The sequence below is a fragment of the Cytobacillus gottheilii genome (assembly GCF_018582665.1).
Lineage (GTDB): Bacteria > Bacillota > Bacilli > Bacillales > Cytobacillaceae > Cytobacillus > Cytobacillus gottheilii.
In genome coordinates this window covers 2,676,958-2,697,188 of sequence record NZ_CP071709.1, presented here as the reverse complement: position 1 = coordinate 2,697,188, position 20,231 = coordinate 2,676,958, and the positions used below count along the sequence as shown (strand labels likewise).

The window sequence follows — 20,231 nt, the reverse complement described above, 5'->3', positions numbered from 1 at the left end:
TCATAATAGACTTACTAGAGTAGGAGATTGATAAGTCCAAAATAGTAGGTGAGTAAATTGAACATGCATATGTACTATAAACGAAAAGCCATTATCGCATTAAATGCAGGAATAGCTGCGCTGATTCCACCGGTATATTTTATTGTGTATGGTCTGATTGATCCGCTTCATAGATACTTCATATGGCTATTATGTCCATTTCTGGTTTATAGTTTTATTTGTTATTATGTATTTGTCTTAAACAAGAAAAGAAGTGAAGAAACGAAGAGTATTATGGAAGAAGCTGCTGTAAGCACTGAACAGGATGTTACCTCAATTGAAAAACTGTTAATTACGTTTTTGCCTTCGCCGAATTTGCATATGCAGCTATATGATCACAATGGATATTTGGCAGGGGAGCTAAGGGATATAAATCAGAAAGCGGTTCGGTGGTTTATGCCTTATTTTGCAGAAAAATTATTGACTAAAACGTATGGATTATATGATCATAGCGGCAGGCTGAATACAACGATCCTTATAAAGAAAAATACAATTGAACTGATTGGATTAGATCAAAAGGTGGTTTTGCATTTTAAAGACCAGAGGAACAAAGGTTTCATTGAGTTTCTGGATTATGAACGCTCTAAAAGTTATTATCTGGAGCATGCTCTGTTTCGAATGGATGCTAAAATATTTATTAACTCTTCAGCGGAAGCTGCTGTATTGCAAAGAGGATATATGCCGCTTTCGTATCAATCATTTTTTAGAGACGCAAATACACCGCTATTAACATTTTATAAAGAACTTAACCACATAGAAAAAATAAGTGTTTTAGCTATTTTCGCTGACTATTTATCTACAGTAGATCATTAAGGCTTTTCATCTATGGCCGGCATGGATTCTTCACTTTTTTAAAATTTTGTGAAAACATATACGAGTGCTATAAACAGTGATATAATTGGCTTTGCATGAGGTGATAAGAGTGAAAAAGTTAGTGATCATTGTTATTGCAGTACTCGCTGTGATGTTCATCATAGATGTCACGATCTTAAAAGACAAAGGTATTATCCCCATTTCTTTTGGCGTAGAAAAATATGAAAAAATTGAAAATGTGGATGATTTAAATATTGGTTTAGAAGTAGGAGAGCTAGCTCCAGAAATTGACCTGCTTGATATGGAGGGCAACACTCAGAAGCTTAGTGAGCTGCGCGGGAAAAAAGTACTTTTAAATTTTTGGGCGAGCTGGTGCGGTCCCTGTGAAATCGAGATGCCTCATATGGAAAAGCTGTATCAGAAATATAAAGATGAAGGATTTGCCGTTTTTGCTGTAAATATGAGTCAAAGTGAGCGAAACGATAAAGATGCTGAAAAATTCGTGAAAAGGCATGAACTTACTTTCCCGATTCCGATGGATACAGACGGAATTGTAAGCAGAGACTATGATGTGGTAGGGTACCCTACGTCCTATTTTATCGATTCTGATGGGGTAATCCGTCATATCGTCTTAGGTACACTTGATGAAGAATATCTGGAGAATCAAATTTTAAAACTTCCTTAAAAATATCAGATGGCTATTAAGCCGGTCATGAAAAGAAGTGCCCGTCAGCTGAGAAAACAGAGTCTGAAGGGAACTTAGGCGCCGTGAATGTGCCCGTCAGCAGAGAAAACAAAGTCTGAAGGGAACAAAGGCATCGCGAAAGTGCCCGTCAGCCGAGAAAATAGAGTCTGAAGGGAACTTAGGCGCCGTGAAAGTGCCCGTCAGCCGAGAAAACAGAGTCTGAAGGGAACTTAGGCACCGCGAAAGTGCCCGTCAGCCGAGAAAACAGAGTCTGAAGGGAACAAAGGCATCGCGAAAGTGCCCGTCAGCCGAAAAAACAGAGCCTAAAGGGAACTAAAAAAGCAGCGGACCCAGATAAAATGTACCCTATAGAGTAGACACTTTAAAAAAGTCTACCTATAGGGTATTTTTTTGTATAATGACAAATAGACAACTAGTAGAAATCGGGGAAAACATCATGAGTAAAAAAACATTTACAGAGAAAGAAATCAAACAATTATCTATTAATCCTTTTGTGAAAGCTGTAAGTCCTAAGGGAATTACCTACACAGATGAATTTAAACGCCTATTTATCGCTGAGAAGGAGAGCGGCAAATTCTCTAGACAGATCTTTGAAGAGGCTGGATTTGATACAAATATAATTGGTATGACACGTATTCATGCCGCTAGTAAGAGATGGAATGCTGCTTTTAAAATGAACGGAGTTTTGGGGCTCAGTGATACAAGGAAGGGCAATTCCGGGAGACCTAGAGAACGGGAGTTATCCCTTGAGGATAAGAATGCTCGACTAGAAGCACAAATCAACCTGCTTAAGGCGGAAAATGAACTTCTAAAAAAGATTCGATTCGCGGAAAGGGGGCTAAAGAAGTAGTCCTCTCTCCAAGTCAAAAGTTCATTCTCATTCGTTCCGTAATAGAGAAATATAAGCTCAAAAAAATGGTGAGATACCTTTGTGGGGTCGCAGGAATTTCCAGAAGTGCCTATTATAAATACTACTCTCCCGAGTCTCAAGAGCATAGAAAACAACGGGAAGAAAGGGATGAAGAACTGAAAGAAATCATCTTGAAAGCATTCCGTCATAAGAATCGAAAGAAAGGGGCGCGTCAAATTAAAATGACTTTGGCGGGTCAATTTAAGATTGTCTTTAACTTAAAAAGAATTCGAAGAATCATGAAGAAGTATAACATCGTTTGCCCCTTCCGGAGGGCGAATCCATATAGGCGTCTTATGAAGGCCACCCAGGAACATTCAGTGGTCCCTAACCTCCTGAAGCGCCAATTCAATCAGGGTAAACCAGGGAAAGTGCTGTTAACAGACATCACCTATTTGAACTATGGAAAAAGTTCCAGAGCGTATTTATCAATGATATTAGATGGCTCCAGCGGGGAAGCTCTTGCTTACAATGTGTCTGACAGAATGACTATTGAATTAGCCACAGATACCATCAAAAAGCTAAAGAAAAACAAAAGGTTTAAAAAACATAAAGATTCACTCATCCATTCGGATCAAGGGGTTCACTATACCCATCCTCACTTTCAGAAAATGATTAAAAGACTTGGAATCAGGCAATCAATGTCCCGAAGGGGTAACTGTTGGGATAACGCCCCCATTGAATCTTTCTTTGGACACCTGAAAGACGAAACCTCTATTAAATCCTGCCTGACACTAGAGGAAGTACAAAAGGAAATTAAGCAATACATGACTTACTATAACCACCATAGATATCAATGGAACCGAAAAAAGATGACCCCTGTTCAATACAGAGATCATCTTTTAGAAGTAGCTTAGGCTTTTTTAAAATGTCCTTTACAAAGGGTACAATTTAAGACTTGTCCGCTGCTTTTTATTTATTCCTCAATTACTTCTGTCACGCTCTGCAGACGTTCCATAATTTTTCTTTTGCGATAAAGCATCATCCCTGCTTCTGCGATATCATTCACAGCTGATCGATTAATAAAGGCACCGAATAACAGGCCGGCAACAGGAATCATTTGGAAAAGTTTTTTCCAGCCGATTTGATCTCTATATGAAAAAACAACTTCACGCCAGCCTTGAAGCTCGGATATAACCTCTCGATTAGCAGGAAGACTCGGGTTGTTCATTTGTGTAATTTGATTTAAAATTGCTTTTTTGCCAACTATATCAGAAGAGACAAACTGAAGAATCTTTACAATAAACATACGTTCCTGTTTATCATTTGGATCATAACCGTAACATAGGGCGATATCCTGCAATGTTTTTAATTGCATACCAAGCAAAAGCGGAATATCAATGGATAATGTGAAAATACCTCCAAACCCAGTGCTTGCTCCTTGAACAGTAGCAATTCGTTTTCTGTTTCCTGAAAGCTTTGTTACAGCTTCATCCATTTCGGAGATTGGCAAGCGATCAACCTCCTCAAGGGCCGTAATGCCTTTTTCAGGATAGTATGATCGTAAGGACTTTACGGAACTTAAATATTTGCCGCCAGATTGAATATAGCTGCCAAGTTCATCTAAGATGACCCCAACTTTATTCTGCAGAAACTGTGGTGTAAACTTATCAAGCAGTTTAAAAGGAAGACGGCCCAATTTCTCCCAGAACCATAAATCCGACTGATCTTTTTCCCATTCATTAATCTTAGCTAATTCTTCTTGTAAATGCTGTTTCGTTTCAATCAAAATCGGTAATTCCTCTCATTTTAAGTTAATTTTTATACGGTTGAAAAAGCAGAAAGTTTCAATGAGTTTGCCTTTAAGCTGGTTTAGGTATCCTATTGGCAGTTTGCACTTTTTTTGTTACAATATTGATTTGTGGCTCACCTGTCTTTGCAGGGAGAGCGGGTAGGGAGAGGGCTAATTGAATAGTTAGGTAATATACAATGAATAAGTGGTTAAATAAGCTTTTTCAGCTCACCAGTAATGGCACAACTGTCAAAAAAGAAGTTATGGCAGGATTTATTGGCTTTTTTACTATTGTGTATATTATTGCAGTCAATTCACTCATTCTTTCTGAAGCGGGCATTCCTCTTGAAGCAGCTATTATGGCAACGATTATCACTTCAGTTGTCGGATGTCTGATCATGGGATTCTGGGCAAACGTTCCAATCCTGCTTGTTCCGGGAATGGGGATTAATGCACTGTTTTCATATACTATGGTACAGTCTATGGGTCTTTCATGGCAAGAGGCTTTAGCGGTTGTGTTTGTTTCGGGACTTATTTTTGTAGTGATTGCATTTTCGCGGTTTGCAGCGACATTAAGTGCTGCAATTCCTCAGTCTCTTAAGGAAGCAATCACAGTTGGGTTAGGGTTGTTTCTTATGCTGATTGGCCTTGAAAAAGGCGGTATTGTTGTAAAAGGAACAAACTCATTGATTGCGCTTGGTCATTTGGGGGAACCCCATGTATTGGCGACCATTATCACTTTTTTGCTGGCATTGATACTCTTCATCCGCAATGTTCCTGGGAATTTCCTGGTTACAGTTATCGCAGGAACACTAATTGCCTGGTTATTTGGAACGATTCAGCCACAAAATTCTCAGAACGGTCATTTTGCGTTCAATGAATATTTTCATGTGTTTGGAAGTATGTCATTTGATAACGTTTTGTCCATAACCTTTTGGATCGCTGTATTTTCATTAACGATGGTACTGGTTTTTGAAAATATTGGTCTGGTCCATGGACATGTATCCTTTATTAATCGAAATGATCGCTTTTCACGTGCGTTTCAAGCCAATTCGGTTTCAGCTCTTTTATCAGGGGTTTTTGGCACAAGTCCTACTGTCTCGACTGTTGAAAGTGCTGCTAGTATGGCGGCAGGCGGAAGAACAGGACTGACGACTGTGACTGCAGGGCTGCTCTTTTTGGCTTCAGCGTTTTTTATACCAGTTATTAAGCTGATTCCAAACAGTGCAATCGCACCAATTCTTATTATTATTGGTGGATTAATGCTGCAGAACATCCGCAATTTAGATATGAAGGACATGAGTGAAAGCTTTCCTGCCCTCTTTCTAATTGCAATGATTCCGTTTACGTATAGTATTGCAGATGGAATTGCTATTGGCTTTATTTTGTATCCAATTCTTAAGATTGCAACTGGAAAAGCAAAAGAAGTATCGGTTCCTCTCTATGTCATTGCGGCATTGTTTTTGTTTAATTTTGTTTTCCATGTAATAGGTTCATAATAAATTCAAGCAGAGGAGATCCTCTGCTTTTTTTATATGTGGAAAACGGTAAATAAGCAGGAGTATAAGTAGAATGAGAGAAGCATGTAAATATTGTTAAATAAATTTTCGTCAAATTTCGACAAAAATATCCGTGTTTATACTGTACTATTATCCTAGGTATATATATCCGTTTTGGTTTAGGGGGAACATCATGGAGGTTTTTGTTGCAAGACAGCCGATATTAACGAAAAATGAAGAAATATTTGCATACGAGCTTTTATATAGAGGAGATCAGCTAAACCCTGAAGTTGATGGTGAACAAGCAACAGCTGATGTCATTGTAAACGGATTCTTGAATATCGGTATAGAAAAGTTGTCTGCAGGGAAGCCGTGTTTTGTAAATTTTACAGAAAAGCTGCTTGAACAGAGGCTGCCTGTCTTTTTTGACCATAATGAACTGGTTGTTGAAATACTGGAATCAGTGAAACCATCACAAGAATTGGTTGATATATGCCTTGAATTGAAGCAATTAGGCTATCGAATCGCATTGGACGATTTTATTCTTGATGAAACGAATAAATATAGCCTACATTTATTAAGAATCGTAGATATTATAAAAATTGATTTATTAAATACGCCAGAAGAGAATCGGCTTAAAAGTGAATTTGTTGCGAAAAAATTAAATATTTCTCTGCTTGCTGAAAAAGTGGAAACAAGAGAAGCTTTTGAGGATGCGAAAAGGAGAGGCTATGATTATTTTCAAGGTTATTTTTTCTCAAAGCCTGTAACGATTTCAACATATGATGTGCCTTCATCCCTTCATACATATTATGAAATAATACATAGTATTTCAAATGGAGATCCGGATATCGATAGAGTTGCTGAATTGTTTGAAAGAGATATATCTCTTTCATATAAACTGTTAAAATTAATAAATTCACCGGCTTATCGCCCGAAAAATCGGATAAGTTCAATAAGGCAGGCTATTATGCTGCTCGGATTAATTGAGCTTGAAAAATGGATTTATATTATGCTGGTACGAGAAGCGTCCTTTAAACAAGCCGGAAACTGTAATGAAATCATTCAGCTGTCGCTTATTCGTGCAAAAGTGTGTGAAGGTATATGTTCAATAACTGGCGGGACCTATTTATCCTCAAGCTACTTTATTACAGGAATGTTCTCGTTAATGGAATCTCTTGTTCATAGTCCCATGTCAGTAATTTTGAGAGATCTTCCCTTAGATGAAGTTATTTGTGATGCACTTAATGGGAAAGAGAATCATTTAAAAATAGTCCTTGATCTTGCGGCAGCAATAGAAAATGCTAATTGGAAAAAGATTGAGCAAATTTCAGCTGGTTTAAATATAACGAGCCCGAATTTATTTAAGATTTATACAGATGCAATTGAATGGACCGAGTCACTTTTAGCGGTCAATGAGACAGCTGGCCATTAAAATAATGACAACTTGCTTGATTTTTCATTGAAGAATGTGCACTTTTATGGCAATCTTTTTATAATTGCTATTAAGGAGGGGTATTTAATGGAATTTAACGTTATTAAGTGTCACGGATCAGGAAATGACTTTTTTATAATAGATGAAATGACACATCCTTATGAATTAACAGACCAGCAGCGAAGCAGTTTAACTATTTTGCTTTGCAATCGACAATCTGAGCTTGGCGGAGCAGATGGAATTCTATTTGTTCAAGCAAGCGAAAGAGCTGATGCACGTATGCGTGTATTTAACTCGGATGGATCTGAAGCTTCAATGTGCGGCAATGGTCTTCGCTGTGTTGCGCGCTATGTGTGTGAAAAGCTTTCTTTAAAAGAAGCGGTGATTGAAACAATGAAAGCAGATTTGCAGGTAAGTGTCCAGAATGATTTGTACGATGGCGTTCCTACCTATTTAGTTGAAATTTCTCCGATCTCTTTTAATGTTAAAGACTTGCCTTTACATATCGAAGAACAGGAATTAATACAGCGTCCGCTGCCAGCCTTGTCTGAAGACTTGGAATTTACTGCTTTAGCAGTGCCTAATCCGCATATAATTGCGGTTGTAGAAAAGGAGCAGCTTCAATCTGATATTCAAAAAGGTATGAGCGAGTATGTAAACGGTCCGAATGATTTGTTTCCGGACGGTGTGAATGTTAGTTTTGTACTGCCTCTTAGAAAAGGACATATTTATGTTCGTACATTTGAGCGCGGTGTCGGATTTACAAATGCATGCGGAACGGCAATGTCAGCTTCAAGCCTTGTTACATGCTTACTGGAATTGAACAACAAGGGAGAAATAATAGAAGTATATAACAATGGCGGTAAGGTAAGATGTGTTGTACATGAAGATCATATTGATTTGATTGGTAATGCATCATACGTTTTTAGCTGCCAAGTAAATGCTGACTTGAATGCCAATGAATTCAAGATTAAAAATAAAGAGGAATACACAGAAGAAATAGCTCAATATAAAGAGCTGGAAATGCAAGCTTCATCTTTTTTAAGAGAATATTTGTAGTAAAAAGGATCCCAAAAGCATCTTACGCTTTTGGGATCTTTTTTTCCTCTTGTTTTAAAAAGGATAGAACAGGAGAAAAAGGCTGATTTACTTTTGTATCAAAGTACGTATGAAAAGGATCGCCTGTATTTTTTAACCTTTCAATCATGTTGATGATCGTATAGTTTCCAATTTGCAGCGTTTGGTTCACTTCCTCCCAATACAATGGAGCTGCTACGCTTGCCTGTTCTTTTCCGCGCGGAGAATAGGGAGCAATAATGGTTTTTCCTTCAGCATGCTGAATATAATCCACATACAGACGATTTCCCCGATTTTTTTTCAGCCGCTCAATTGTGAAGGAATCTGGATCCTTTGTAATTAAATAGTGAGCAATAAACGTTGTAAATAACCTTGTATCATCATACGTAAACTGATTGTCTGGCAGAGGGATGTAAATTTGCAGTCCTTTACTGCCGGACGTTTTAATATAACCTATTAAGGACAAGCCATCTAAAACCTCTTTAATTAGCAGAGCGGCTTTTATCGCTAAATGAAATCCTTCTGCTGATGGAGGATCCAGGTCAAAGACAATCTCACTCGGTCCCTTTGAATGGATCGTTTGAAAAGGAATATGAAATTCAAAAGCAAGCTGATTTCCAAGCCATAGGAGGCTTTGCAAATTGTTGCACACAATATACTCAATGTCTTCATGCTGCTTTGTTTCAATAAAGCTCGGGGCATAATCAGGCACATTTTTTTGGTAAAAAGGTTCTCCAAGCATGCCATGAGGATAACGAATAACGGTTAAAATTCGATCCTGTAAAAAGGGCAGCAAATAAGGTGATACTTCCTGCAAGAAATGGATATAATCCATTTTTTTTATATCCGGTTTGGTCCATAATGGCTTTTCTGGATGGGTTATATTTATTTCAGCGGGAAGGTTTTTTTGCTGCTGCGTAAAATCCTGGTATGTACATTGTTTAGGCTGAAGATCAAATCGAAAACGGTGAAAATGAGGCTCGCGCATTTGTTCATCATACATTTCCAAATATTTGATTTCTGTGCATATAGCAGGCTCAACATAAATGAAATTTTGATCTTCATCCGTTTTATTATTTTTTATGATTTGCATTAATGCATTTTTTTCATCTGGCTTCAATCCAAATAGAAACTGGCCGATTCCAATAATATGATCGTGCTGATCAAAGACGCCTGCATAAAAATAACCGTTTGATTTTTCATACTTTATTATAAAACAGTTTACATACTTCCAGTTTTTATACTTTAGCCAGCCTGCTGACCTTTTACCAGTGTCATAGCTATATGTATTCCGTTTACTTACAATGCCTTCTCCATCTGAAAGAACGACCTGCTGCCATAGTGCAGGGAAATCTTTTGTTCCAGGGATTAATTGGATGAGTTCTTTGCTTCGTTCATTTGGTTTTAAAGGAAGATTACACGTAGAGAAAAAGTCAGTAAGGATGGCTTTCCTTTCAAGATAAGATTTGTTAACCTGTGATACACCCTTCAATAATAGGAGATCAAATACAAGAAGTCGGCAAGGGCGGTTATATGCTTTCTCTAGTATTTTATCTTTAGCTCTCATGCGGCCCCGAATTTGAATGGCTGAAAAATTTGCTTTGAACGAATCCTCCAAAGACACAAGCTCTCCATCTAATATAAAAGGTACATAAGGCAAAAAGGTCTTCTTATTGTCCAGTAAAAACTGCATGATTTCCGGAAAAAGATCTCCAAGTGGTTTTTCATTTCTGCTTTTGATGGAAATTCCGTCCTTATTCCACTCAAGCATTGCGCGGAAACCGTCATATTTTACTTCATGATGCCATTCATCTCCATTGACGGCTTCAAAGGTTAATGTTGGGAGCATTGGTTTCATAAGCTACCTCCCTCTGCATATTGGTGTTCTATAGTATGCCCTGCAATTTCAAAACATAATTTCCTTAATTTCTATAGTGTGAATTCAGCTGCTAAAGCGTAACTTAACAATAAAAGTAACCGCTGTAAGAACACAGAAGGAGGACCTAACATGCATACGATGTGGAAGGGAAGCATTAGCTTCGGCCTGGTCAATATACCGATTAAGCTGCATACAGCAACAGAAGATAAAGATATAAAATTACGGACACTTCATAAGGAATGTCATTCACCAATAAAATATGAAAAGGTATGTCCTGTTTGTGAAGTGGAGGTCCAAAATGAAGACCTTGTTAAGGCATATGAATATACAAAAGGCAAATTTGTTGTATTAGAAGCAGATGAATTAGAAAAGCTCCGTAAAGAAAATGAAGATAAAGCAGTTGAAATTATCGACTTTGTGAAAATTCAGGAGATCGATCCTATCTATTTTGACCGCACATATTATATGTCGCCGGGAGATGGGGGAGGGAAGGCATACGGGCTTCTCCGCAAAGCCCTTATGAACTCCGAAAAGGTCGGTATTGCGAAAATTATAATTCGTTCCAAGGAACAGCTTGCAGTTGTCCGTGTGTATGAAAATACAATAGTCATGGAAACAATTCACTTTCCTGATGAAGTAAGAAAACCTCAGGATGTACCGAATGTTCCTGTTGAAGACAAGGTGACAGACAAGGAATTAGAAACAGCGATAATGCTTATTGATCAGTTAACTACCTCGTTTGAACCAGAAAAGTATAAAGATGATTACCGTACAGCACTGCTTGAATTGATTGAATCAAAACAAACTGGCAAAGAAGTTGTAACAGCAGCTGAAAAGACACCGGCAACAAATGTTACGGATCTAATGGCTGCATTGCAGGCTTCTATTGATAAGACAAAACCAAAACCAAAACCAGCAACAGCTAAGAAGAAGCGTGTGAGTACAAAGGTGAAAAAAGAAGCGTAAGGTAACTCTGCGTAGTCGTCCGGGTCTTTTTATGAAAGAGCATATTAAAATTAGGTTAAGTTGGAGAAGGACAAAATGATAAGATATAATGATAAAAATAAATTTAGAATGGTTTTTACCACAGCACATTGGGTATTAGAAAAAAAACGATATGGAGAAGTATATATTGAGATGAAATTTAATAACTTTACAAAAAGGCAAATCGTATACTGGTCTTTCATTTTTGGGAGCATTTCTCTTTTTTTGTTCATATTTATTCAACTGGTAGATGCGTTGGATGAGAGTGAATTATTATCCTATGAGATGCTTGTGATTTCATATGTACAGGGCTTTCTTCATCCAACTCTTACAGAAATCATCATCCTTTTTACTTTCTTTGGTTCAGTCCTTTGGATCACAATTGGTACAATCGTTACTGTAATCATTTTACTACTTCTAAAAAAAGTGGACCTGGCAATCTTAACAGCTGCTGTTAATTTATTTGGCGGTTTATTCAATTTGCTGCTGAAATGGATCTTTCAACGAGAAAGACCGGATATACAGCCATTAATTACAGAGGCAGGTTTTTCTTTCCCGAGCGGTCATTCAATGGGTTCATTTATCTTCTATGGAACGGTTGCGTATCTAATTTTCTTATTAGCGAGCAGGAAAGTATATGCTCTGCTAGGCTGCTTTATAATGGGATTGATGATTATTGGAATCGGACTATCTAGAATATATTTAGGAGTTCATTATCCAAGCGACGTTCTTGCTGGTTTTTCTGCAGGAGCTGTTTGGCTCATCGCTTTTGCTTTGTTTTTAAAGCTCTACCATTTCCGGAGAAATAGGGGACGTATGAGACCACGGAGTGAATAATTCTGCTTTTTTTTCATTTTTCTTTTCATGGACTGCAATAATCTTTATAAAGCAACTGAAAAACAAATCAATAACCTCATAATGTTCGAAAAATTGTTATAAAGTAAATTCCCTTGACACTAACTGGGATATCCAGTATAATTCCAATTGTAGTATTTGAGCAATAAAGACGCCATTTCATTTTGGCGGAGACAATAATAAGAAAAGCGGCTCTTAATAACTGAGCGAGTAATTGGTATGTCAATTAAGAAATAATTTTGTGGACAACTATATGTTGGATTTCTTCTTATAACATCTTCTTTCATAACCGTATACTTTCTCCAAATCTAAAACGGCCGACCTCAGGCTGATCATTTTATAATTCACGAATATAGAGTTGCTTTTATCAAGATACCTTGAAATCCTGATTCCCACTGGAACAGCCAAGGAGCTGTAAGGATGGAAGAGAGGAAGGGCTTTCATTGTTTTAGGTAAAAGGATCGCGGTTCTCAAATATTAATTATGCTGACCGATTAATATGTCAGTTTATAACAAACCCGAACGTTTAGCAGATATCATCTTTATTATCTGTTTAAGTGTTTGGGTTTTTTTGTCACTCTAAAATACTATTGCAGAAACAGTGACTTTAAATCTAAAATCGGTAGGACCCTCTATGACTATTAAGGAGCACTGCTTCCTTCAGAACTGAGCGAAGATCAATGATTTTTTAACTTAATATGTGTACAGGGGTATTTTCCGAACGATAAAGATAAAAATCATTGAATTATATGTCTTTTGTGTTAAAATGATATTGAAAAATTGGATATGTTTAAAAATCGCAGTAACTGACGACAATGCGGAATGAACCGCTGGGGAGCTGCGTCTATGTATAGCCGGTCGTCTGGGCAGAGAGAGGGATTTCCTTGTCTCTTTTCTTATTAATTGGAGGGATATACATGGAGAAGAAAGTGATTTTAGATGGAAATGCAGTTGCTGCAAGTGTAAAGGAAAGTTTAAAAGAAAGAATAAACCTTTTAGCACAGGAAGGAATTACACCGTGCTTAGCTACGATCCTCGTTGGAGATGACCCATCTTCAGAAACCTATGTAAGAATGAAGGGCAATGCATGTGAAAAGTTAGGGATTATTTCTAAACGAATTCATCTCCCAAAAGAAACAACTACAGAAGAACTGCTTGAAACAATCACCGAACTGAATGAAGATGAAAAGGTTCACGGCATTCTTCTTCAGCACCCTGTGCCAGAGCAAATAGATGAACGAAAAGCTTTTGAGACAATTGCAATTGAGAAGGACGTTGATGGAGTAACAAGCCTTGGATATGGACAAACAGCATTTGGATTTGGTGTCTATCCTTCCTGTACCCCAGCCGCCATATTAGAGATAATGGATTTCTATAATATTGATGCTTCAGGGAAGCATGCAGTCGTTGTTGGAAGAAGTCCCATCCTTGGAAAGCCTGTTTCTGCACTCCTATTAAATAGAAATGCAACAGTCACCACTTGTCATTCTTACACATCAAATCTTGAACAGTTTGTTAAACAAGCAGATATTGTTGTGGCTGCTGTAGGGAAACCTAATTTTATTCAGGGTGAATGGATTAAAGAGGGTGCAGTGGTATTGGATGCTGGTTATAATAAAGGAAATATTGGAGATGCAGACTATGAAAGCTGTGCTGAAAAAGCATCAGCTATTACGCCGGTTCCTGGCGGTGTTGGTCCTGTCACCATATCGATGCTGCTTAAACATACAGTAATTTCAGCTGAAAGTTATATGTCGAAAAAGAGTGCAACTTTATAATTTTGATTTGAAACCTAAGTATAACGATGAATTAATGAATTAATCTGCTTTTGAGATAATCTGCCAGGGTTATGCAGTACCCGAACTAACAATTAATTTGACATATCGGTTTAAATCGCTTATTATTAAGCTAACGCTGTAATGTTCGTTATATATATTTTATGGATAAGTGGTCGTAACTGCAATGAAATGTAGGCGATTTTACTCCTCATTTCGAGTGGCTGCGATCTTTTTATGTTTAAGCTTATATAATCAAGACTTATAGTGAACACATTTTTGGAGGTATTATCATGAACACAGGTAAAGTAAAATGGTTTAACGCAGAAAAAGGTTTTGGTTTCATCGAAACTTCTGAAGGTCAAGACGTATTCGTTCACTTTTCAGCTATCCAATCTGAAGGTTTCAAAACTTTAGAAGAAGGTCAAGACGTAACTTTCGAAATCGTTGAAGGTAACCGTGGACCTCAAGCTGCTAACGTTACAAAAGCATAATTATTGCTAACATGAGGTGATGCATGAAAGCCATGCATCGCCTTTTTATTGCACTTTGAGAACATAAAATGATCAGCTGAGAGAATATCAACACAGCTGCTGATTTTTAGGTTAAGTATAAGTGTAAGCCTCTGGCATCGCCTTTCAGGCTCGCCAATCGGCAAGTTTTCTTTAATAAGATCTTTGACATAATATTTTGTCCCTTTCTGACTCCACACAAGCCGACTTCTTTTATTTCTTCAAAAGGAATTCCATCCACTATTAGCTGTGGCAGGAAAACGGTTTTATAAATCCTGTCAATAGAAGTGACATTATGTTTATTATGTTTTTCATAATCATCAACAATTAAATATACTTATGTGTTTCTAACTGAAAAGATCTCAATTAGCACTAGTAAGATCATCAGGAAATAAATACGTTAAGCGTTTTTTGATATTGCCTCATTTATTCGTGACGATCAATTAAAAGTTTTCTTTTTTTTGAATGAGGTAAAGACCTAAGAAGAAATCATAAAATTAAATTCAAAATAATGATAAAAACAATTAAAAGCTGGGAAAACTAGCATTATTGATAAAATTAGCATGGAAAGAATTAAGGAGGAAATACATTTTGACAACTTTTTCAGATTTTGGTTTAAGCACGGAGCTAGTAAAAGCTCTATCTAACATGGGGTTCGAGGAGCCAACACCTATTCAGGCACAGGCTATTCCAATCGCCATTACTGGTCAGGACATGATTGGCCAGGCACAAACAGGTACTGGTAAAACGACTGCTTTTGGTGTGCCGCTACTGGAAAAAATTCAAGCAGATGAAGGAATACAGGGTCTTGTTCTTGCACCTACTCGTGAGCTTGCTGTTCAGGTTGCCGAGGAATTAAACCGTATTGGTCAGGTAAAGGGCATCCGTACACTTCCAATCTATGGCGGGCAAGATATAAACCGTCAAATTCGCGCTTTGAAAAATAGACCGCAAATTATTGCTGCAACACCTGGTCGATTAATTGACCATATCGAAAGAAAAACAATCAGACTTGCTAATATTAAAACGGTTGTTCTTGATGAAGCAGATGAAATGCTGAATATGGGCTTTATTGAAGATATTGAAAGAATTTTAAGCGAGATCAAAGGTGAGCGTCAAACACTATTGTTCTCAGCTACTATGCCAAAAAGAATTCAAGCTCTTGCTGAAAAGTTTATGGTTGAACCTCAAATCGTAAAAGTTAAGGCAAAAGAAATGACAGTTAAAAATATTGAGCAAAGCTATATGGAAGTACATGAGAAACAAAAATTTGATGTGCTTTGCAGCTTGCTTGATATTCAGTCACCAGAACTTGCTATTGTTTTTGGACGCACTAAAAAACGTGTTGATGAAGTAGTTGAAGGATTAATCAAGCGCGGCTATTCAGCTGAAGGAATTCACGGTGATATTCCGCAAGCAAAACGTGATCAAGTAATCCGCCGTTTTAAAGAACAGACAATTGATATTATGGTTGCGACTGACGTTGCTGCACGCGGACTTGATATTTCTGGTGTTTCTCACGTTTACAACTTTGACATTCCGCAAGATCCTGAATCATATGTTCACAGAATTGGAAGAACTGGACGTGCAGGTAAAAAAGGATTGGCTGTTACATTTGTAACTCCTAGAGAAATCGATCATTTAAAGATCATTGAAAATGTTACAAAGAGCAAAATGGCGAAACAGCCTGTTCCATCTTTCAAAGATGTATTGGCAGGTAATCAGCAGGCAACTATAAATAAATTAATGAATGTTGTTGAAAAAAATGAACATGGCGACTACAAGCGTATTGCAGAATCTTTGCTTGAAGATACTGACTCTGTAACAATGCTGGCTGCAGCTTTAAAGCTTCTTACAAAAGATCCAGACGTTACTCCGGTTAAATTGACTGCAGTAGAACCATTGCGCTCTAAAAAGCCAAAAAGCAGCGGTACGCGTGATCGTAAACGCTATACTGATAGACCGCGTGGAAACAGAGACCGCAGCCGTGACCGCAGAGAAAGCGGAAGAGATAGAGATCGCAGAAGAAATAGAAATCGCAATAATGAATTATAAAATCCAGATAAATTAGGCATAATGAATATAGGCAGTTATTTTCTGCTCTGATTTAAAGATATTAGGAGGAAACAAAAATGGCAACAGGAAAAGTAAAATGGTTTAATTCTGAAAAAGGTTTTGGCTTTATCGAAGTAGAAGGCGGAGAAGATGTATTTGTACATTACTCTGCAATTCAAACGGAAGGCTTTAAAACACTTGAAGAAGGCCAAGAAGTTCAATTTGATATAGAAGATGGCCAGCGTGGCCCTCAAGCTGTAAATGTAACAAAAAGCTAAGCAAAAAAATAAAAAGCCGTTTTCGGCTTTTTATTTTTTTTGTCATTATATTAAATTGAATATGAATAATAGTCCTGTGAGCCGTATTCTTTGAAGCCGCAGGAATGATATAGCTTAAGAGCATTGTAATTGGTGGCGACTACATCTAAATGGATGGATTCGCCATCTTTTTTAGTTAGTGATTTTAAACATGAGGTTAATGCTGCTCTGCCAATCCCTTTGCCCTGATATGAGGGGTGAATGGCAAATGCATATATCCAGATCCCTGTCCCATCGTTTTGGATGCGCATTTTTCCAACATCTTCTTGCTCGAAGGTAATGACATAATTTGTCTGATCATCATCACTAAGTGCTTTTCTGTTTGTAACAATAGCGTTTTCTAATGAAATACCGAAGCAGAGATGGTCAATCAAACTCATTCTCTCTAAATCAGATTGATTTGCATGACGCAGATTAACATGATCATTTTCCACAGCTAAATCTTTTGGTATCCATTTCATCTGGTGCTCTGAAAAAGAATATTTATGCTCTTTCGCATTTAGAAATGATTTTGCTGCGGCTGAGTTTGATGGAGCATTGATTAATATATTTTCATATGTCTTTAATATAGGTCTTGCTTCCTCAAGCAAGCCTGAGAAGATGCCTTTCCTTCTGAAATCTGGATGAACCATTCCGCAAATTTCCGCTTCACTGCCAAATCCATATATTGCAGCAAAACCTGCTAACATTTGATTGTGATAATAAAAAAAGTCAGTTTTCAATTCATCATTTCTGTTTTTTAGCATATCCCAATTTAGCTTCAAATTAATATTGTCATGGTTCTCACAAATAATTTGCAGCAGCTGAATTTGCTCGAGTTCTTTTGAAGTTAGCATTTCATGATTCCCCCAGATGAAATTGTAATAAAAAAACTGTTTTATTAACATTGAACGTACGATTTGTATTAATCTTACTGCAAGTGAACGAAGTTTGTATACAAAAGTTATGTTTGATGAATGATAAAATGGTTTATAATACTAAAATCAAACTATTTATGCTATGATCAATTGAGAAAGCGGGGCGAACAAAATGAAAGCATTTTCTGTGAAGTTTCATAAAGAAGACCGAGTTGATGCAATGAATGTATTAAAATTAAATGAAGAAGATTTTCAAAGAGCCACAGAGGGCGGTACAAGGCACCTTTTTGAATTAGATACTAATATTGGTTTCTTTGTATATTTTGATGGTGTAGATCAGAATGGCAAGGAATCTTATATGGTCCTTCATTATGAAGGGGAAGAAGAGGAGCCGGATGCTTGTTATGCTTTTGAATTAAAAGATTTTTACCAATTTGCTGCCCTGCATTTGAATGATCTGGAGTTTAATGAAGAACTGGAAGAGGATGAGGAGGAAGAAGAGGAAATCTATACTCCAATCCATCATTTAGCTCATTTAATGTACCATATTATTGAAGAAGGCAAAACAATAGAAGTTTAGAACGAAAAGAGAAAAGCTGAACCATAATCATGGTTCAGCTTTTGTGCTTTATTTTTATTCTGCTGAAGCGGCGTGCTCACTGCAGAATTGCAAGATCTCAGATTCTTCATCTTCCTCTAAAGCGAAATCAAGAATTTCACCAGTTCCTGTTTGGAAATGGTAATTTAATATTCGGGAATTCTGTTCATCTCTATAATATAAGACACGCAAGCTAATACCAGCTTCTGAATATAATTCATCCTCTTCATCAACTTCTAAACTTAAGAAAAACTCATATCTTAAACCTGAGAGTATTCCAGTAGGATCTTTTATTTGTTCAACAGTATAACTATTGATATTCATGTTATGTTCATCCTTTCCTTCTAACAGTCAACTTAGCCATTATACACTTTTTTAGTATAACAATGAAAATCTTTGGTCTATTTTGCTCAAAACTTCCGGCTTTGACGACTAAGACAAAAGGTGTTATAATAAAAAAGATAAATATTTGAATATTTTTGTGCTTTGACCACACTTGTTATAAAGAACCTATAACAAACGTTCTTTATATTAACGTGTGATTTTTATTTTTCTCATAGGGTTTTACTCTTTCTAGGAGGTGCCTGTTTATGGCAAAGGGATTTGGAAGAAGAAACATGGAAGAAGTAAAAACGGAAGAGGTTAAGATTTGGGAATGTACATCCGAAACATGTAATTGCTGGGTGCGAGACAATTTTAAAAGCAGCGAGAAGCCTCTTTGCCCTATCTGTAACAATGAAATGAAGGAAAACATAAAAGAATTGCAAGTTGTAAACAACAGCAGTATTTTTTCAACTAAATAAATCATTTCTTGATTTTGAAAGCTGGCATACATATTGCCAGCTTTTTGCATTTTTGCTGTGTATTCTCAAACGAGGCTTCTCTTCAGCATTCACCGAGCACTTAAACAGTTTGTTCCTTTATAGTGTTTGCAGTCTTTACCGAAGTTATTCCTGTTAATATTTCTTTTTCATTTTGTCTAGGACGGTATCAAGTTCGTCGGGGCGGAGCAGCTCTATAGGAGAGTAGCCTTGTTCAAATTGAATCATATCAGCTTCTATCAGCAGCACATATTTTTGATTGATTTTGGCCAAATGAATCTGCTCACCGTAATCACTTAACAGTCCCTTTATTGAAATATGATCTAACTTCATTTTCAGCTCAGCTTCGGGTGTAAGCTCTGTAATTTGGGCTGTGGCCTCTACTACTTGTTCTGTACTAAATCGTTCCTGCAGTTCTCTTTTAGGGCTAGTTGCCCAAACATCCATTGCAGTTTCGAATTGTTCTCTTTCTTCGCTTTCGCCTTCAAATGATTCCTCTATATGTGATTGAACCATTGTCATTACTTGAGACTTAATAATTTCCGGCATTGATTCTCCGTACTCCACATACTTTAAAAAGTCTTCAAAATAGCGGGCATGTGATGCCTGGTGAATCTTAACTTCATTCGGCTCAATTATTCCTTCTTCGGGCATGTAAGGATATTGTATTGATTTCATATTCTTTGTTGTAATGGCCATTTCGACATTTCTGATTAGGGTTGCTTCATCAGAGATAGACGCTACTTTTGGCTCGAAATCACACTTCATAATAAATAGAAAAGGTTCATCAAAATACTTTCGAAGTTTTGCTGAAATAATGAGCAGCACACCGCCCCGAATAGCAGCTGTATCCGCATAAGCTCCTACAATTGCTTCGTTGGCATCTTGAAACTCTTCTTTAGTAGCAGCGTTTCTAACCTTTGCAAATACATTATAGTTTGGATTAGAGGTGAGATCATGTCCTTCTTCTGTAATAAAGCGGCCAATTTTAGTTGGTGCATTATCTGATTTAGGGTGTCTTTCAACTTTTCTTTTGTTAATCTTAGTGAGTTCTCCATCAAGAAAATCCTTTAGCGGACTTTCTTCGTAAGCAGCCTGATCTAATGTCTGGTAATGTTTATTCGATTTACTGACGTTTTCGCCTTCACCGTGTATATTAATTACATAAAATGATAAGAATTTAATTTCAAAATCCATTTATATGCTCACCTTTTTTAAATGTTTTCGTAGCATACTTGGACTATTGTCCGATTCAGCACTACAAAAGTATAGGAGAATAATTGGAATACGTCAATCAATCAGCTGTTGCATATTATGGTGTAGAAAGGAAAAAATAACGTGTATAAAAGATTCCTATTGGATGTGAT

The 20,231-nt window shown here is 37.1% G+C and carries 19 protein-coding genes and 1 riboswitch; of the genes, 14 read left to right on the top strand and 5 right to left on the bottom strand.

The genetic code is table 11. The features are described 5' to 3' along the window. Positions 1–57: 57 nt before the first annotated feature. The 3 genes from J1899_RS13290 (at position 58) to J1899_RS13280 (ending at position 3,325) form a co-directional block, all read left to right on the top strand. Positions 58–852 carry a hypothetical protein gene (locus J1899_RS13290; RefSeq protein WP_214474387.1) on the top strand — a complete coding sequence of 265 codons (795 nt, stop codon included), beginning with the start codon at positions 58–60 and terminating at the stop codon, positions 850–852. Positions 853–961: 109 nt separating this feature from the next. Further along, positions 962–1,537, top strand: a complete 576-nt coding sequence (locus tag J1899_RS13285) for a TlpA disulfide reductase family protein (protein WP_246586481.1) — start codon at positions 962–964, stop codon at positions 1,535–1,537. A gap of 418 nt (positions 1,538–1,955) precedes the next feature. Beyond that, positions 1,956–3,325, top strand: a protein-coding gene (locus tag J1899_RS13280; RefSeq protein WP_214474385.1) for an IS3 family transposase whose coding sequence is annotated in 2 segments (ribosomal slippage) — positions 1,956–2,367 and positions 2,367–3,325 — 1,371 coding nt in all. Because the reading frame shifts where the segments join, the coding sequence is not laid out codon by codon here. A 59-nt stretch (positions 3,326–3,384) separates the two neighbouring features. Here J1899_RS13280 and J1899_RS13275 read toward each other — a convergent pair. After that, the gene (locus J1899_RS13275) at positions 3,385–4,197 is read right to left on the bottom strand and encodes an EcsC family protein (RefSeq protein ID WP_214474381.1); all 813 of its coding nucleotides are present in this window, start codon (positions 4,195–4,197) and stop codon (positions 3,385–3,387) included. A gap of 200 nt (positions 4,198–4,397) precedes the next feature. Here J1899_RS13275 and J1899_RS13270 point away from each other — a divergent pair, with 200 nt between their 5' ends. From J1899_RS13270 to dapF, 3 genes are all read left to right on the top strand, one after another. Then, positions 4,398–5,699: an NCS2 family permease gene (locus J1899_RS13270; protein WP_214474378.1), complete on the top strand. Its 1,302-nt coding sequence runs from the start codon at positions 4,398–4,400 to the stop codon at positions 5,697–5,699. A gap of 193 nt (positions 5,700–5,892) precedes the next feature. Beyond that, positions 5,893–7,134, top strand: a complete 1,242-nt coding sequence (locus tag J1899_RS13265) for an EAL and HDOD domain-containing protein (RefSeq protein ID WP_214474375.1) — start codon at positions 5,893–5,895, stop codon at positions 7,132–7,134. 87 nt (positions 7,135–7,221) lie between these two features. Next, positions 7,222–8,193, top strand: coding sequence for a diaminopimelate epimerase (gene dapF / locus J1899_RS13260; RefSeq protein ID WP_214474372.1), 972 nt, complete (start codon positions 7,222–7,224; stop codon positions 8,191–8,193). Between the two features lie 22 nt (positions 8,194–8,215). Here dapF and J1899_RS13255 read toward each other — a convergent pair whose 3' ends face one another. After that, positions 8,216–10,069, bottom strand: a complete 1,854-nt coding sequence (locus J1899_RS13255; protein WP_214474363.1) for a DNA ligase D — start codon at positions 10,067–10,069, stop codon at positions 8,216–8,218. Positions 10,070–10,219: 150 nt separating this feature from the next. Between J1899_RS13255 and ku the strand changes: the two genes are divergently transcribed. The 6 genes from ku (at position 10,220) to J1899_RS13225 (ending at position 16,549) form a co-directional block, all read left to right on the top strand. Next, positions 10,220–11,056 carry a non-homologous end joining protein Ku gene (gene ku, locus J1899_RS13250; RefSeq protein WP_214474360.1) on the top strand — a complete coding sequence of 279 codons (837 nt, stop codon included), beginning with the start codon at positions 10,220–10,222 and terminating at the stop codon, positions 11,054–11,056. A 75-nt stretch (positions 11,057–11,131) separates the two neighbouring features. After that, entirely contained in the window at positions 11,132–11,911 is a 780-nt protein-coding gene (locus J1899_RS13245; protein WP_246586480.1) for a phosphatase PAP2 family protein, read from the top strand. 810 nt (positions 11,912–12,721) lie between these two features. Then, positions 12,722–12,804: riboswitch (ZMP/ZTP riboswitch) on the top strand. Positions 12,805–12,846: 42 nt separating this feature from the next. Next, positions 12,847–13,707 (top strand): bifunctional 5,10-methylenetetrahydrofolate dehydrogenase/5,10-methenyltetrahydrofolate cyclohydrolase, encoded by an 861-nt coding sequence (locus J1899_RS13240; protein ID WP_214474352.1) that lies wholly within the window; start codon positions 12,847–12,849, stop codon positions 13,705–13,707. 290 nt (positions 13,708–13,997) lie between these two features. Beyond that, positions 13,998–14,198, top strand: coding sequence for a cold-shock protein (locus tag J1899_RS13235; RefSeq protein ID WP_066444687.1), 201 nt, complete (start codon positions 13,998–14,000; stop codon positions 14,196–14,198). Between the two features lie 609 nt (positions 14,199–14,807). Continuing rightward, entirely contained in the window at positions 14,808–16,271 is a 1,464-nt protein-coding gene (gene cshA / locus J1899_RS13230) for a degradosome RNA helicase CshA (protein WP_281420579.1), read from the top strand. A gap of 77 nt (positions 16,272–16,348) precedes the next feature. Next, positions 16,349–16,549, top strand: coding sequence for a cold-shock protein (locus J1899_RS13225; protein WP_214474350.1), 201 nt, complete (start codon positions 16,349–16,351; stop codon positions 16,547–16,549). Between the two features lie 50 nt (positions 16,550–16,599). On the opposite strand, the gene J1899_RS13220 is transcribed toward J1899_RS13225, so the two are convergent. Further along, on the bottom strand, positions 16,600–17,424 hold the full coding sequence (locus tag J1899_RS13220) for a GNAT family N-acetyltransferase (protein ID WP_214474344.1): 825 nt from the start codon (positions 17,422–17,424) through the stop codon (positions 16,600–16,602). A gap of 193 nt (positions 17,425–17,617) precedes the next feature. On the opposite strand from J1899_RS13220, the gene J1899_RS13215 reads away from it, so the two are divergent. Next, complete coding sequence (locus J1899_RS13215) at positions 17,618–18,025, top strand: cytosolic protein (protein WP_214474333.1); 408 nt, start codon at positions 17,618–17,620, stop codon at positions 18,023–18,025. 54 nt (positions 18,026–18,079) lie between these two features. On the opposite strand, the gene J1899_RS13210 is transcribed toward J1899_RS13215, so the two are convergent. Then, entirely contained in the window at positions 18,080–18,367 is a 288-nt protein-coding gene (locus J1899_RS13210; protein ID WP_214474331.1) for a DUF6509 family protein, read from the bottom strand. Between the two features lie 266 nt (positions 18,368–18,633). On the opposite strand from J1899_RS13210, the gene J1899_RS13205 reads away from it, so the two are divergent. Continuing rightward, positions 18,634–18,846, top strand: a complete 213-nt coding sequence (locus tag J1899_RS13205) for a cold-shock protein (protein WP_066444704.1) — start codon at positions 18,634–18,636, stop codon at positions 18,844–18,846. A gap of 153 nt (positions 18,847–18,999) precedes the next feature. Here the strand turns inward: J1899_RS13205 and J1899_RS13200 are convergent, their stop codons facing one another. Further along, positions 19,000–20,061: a DUF3900 domain-containing protein gene (locus tag J1899_RS13200; RefSeq protein WP_214474329.1), complete on the bottom strand. Its 1,062-nt coding sequence runs from the start codon at positions 20,059–20,061 to the stop codon at positions 19,000–19,002. Between the last annotated feature and the right edge of the window lie 170 nt (positions 20,062–20,231).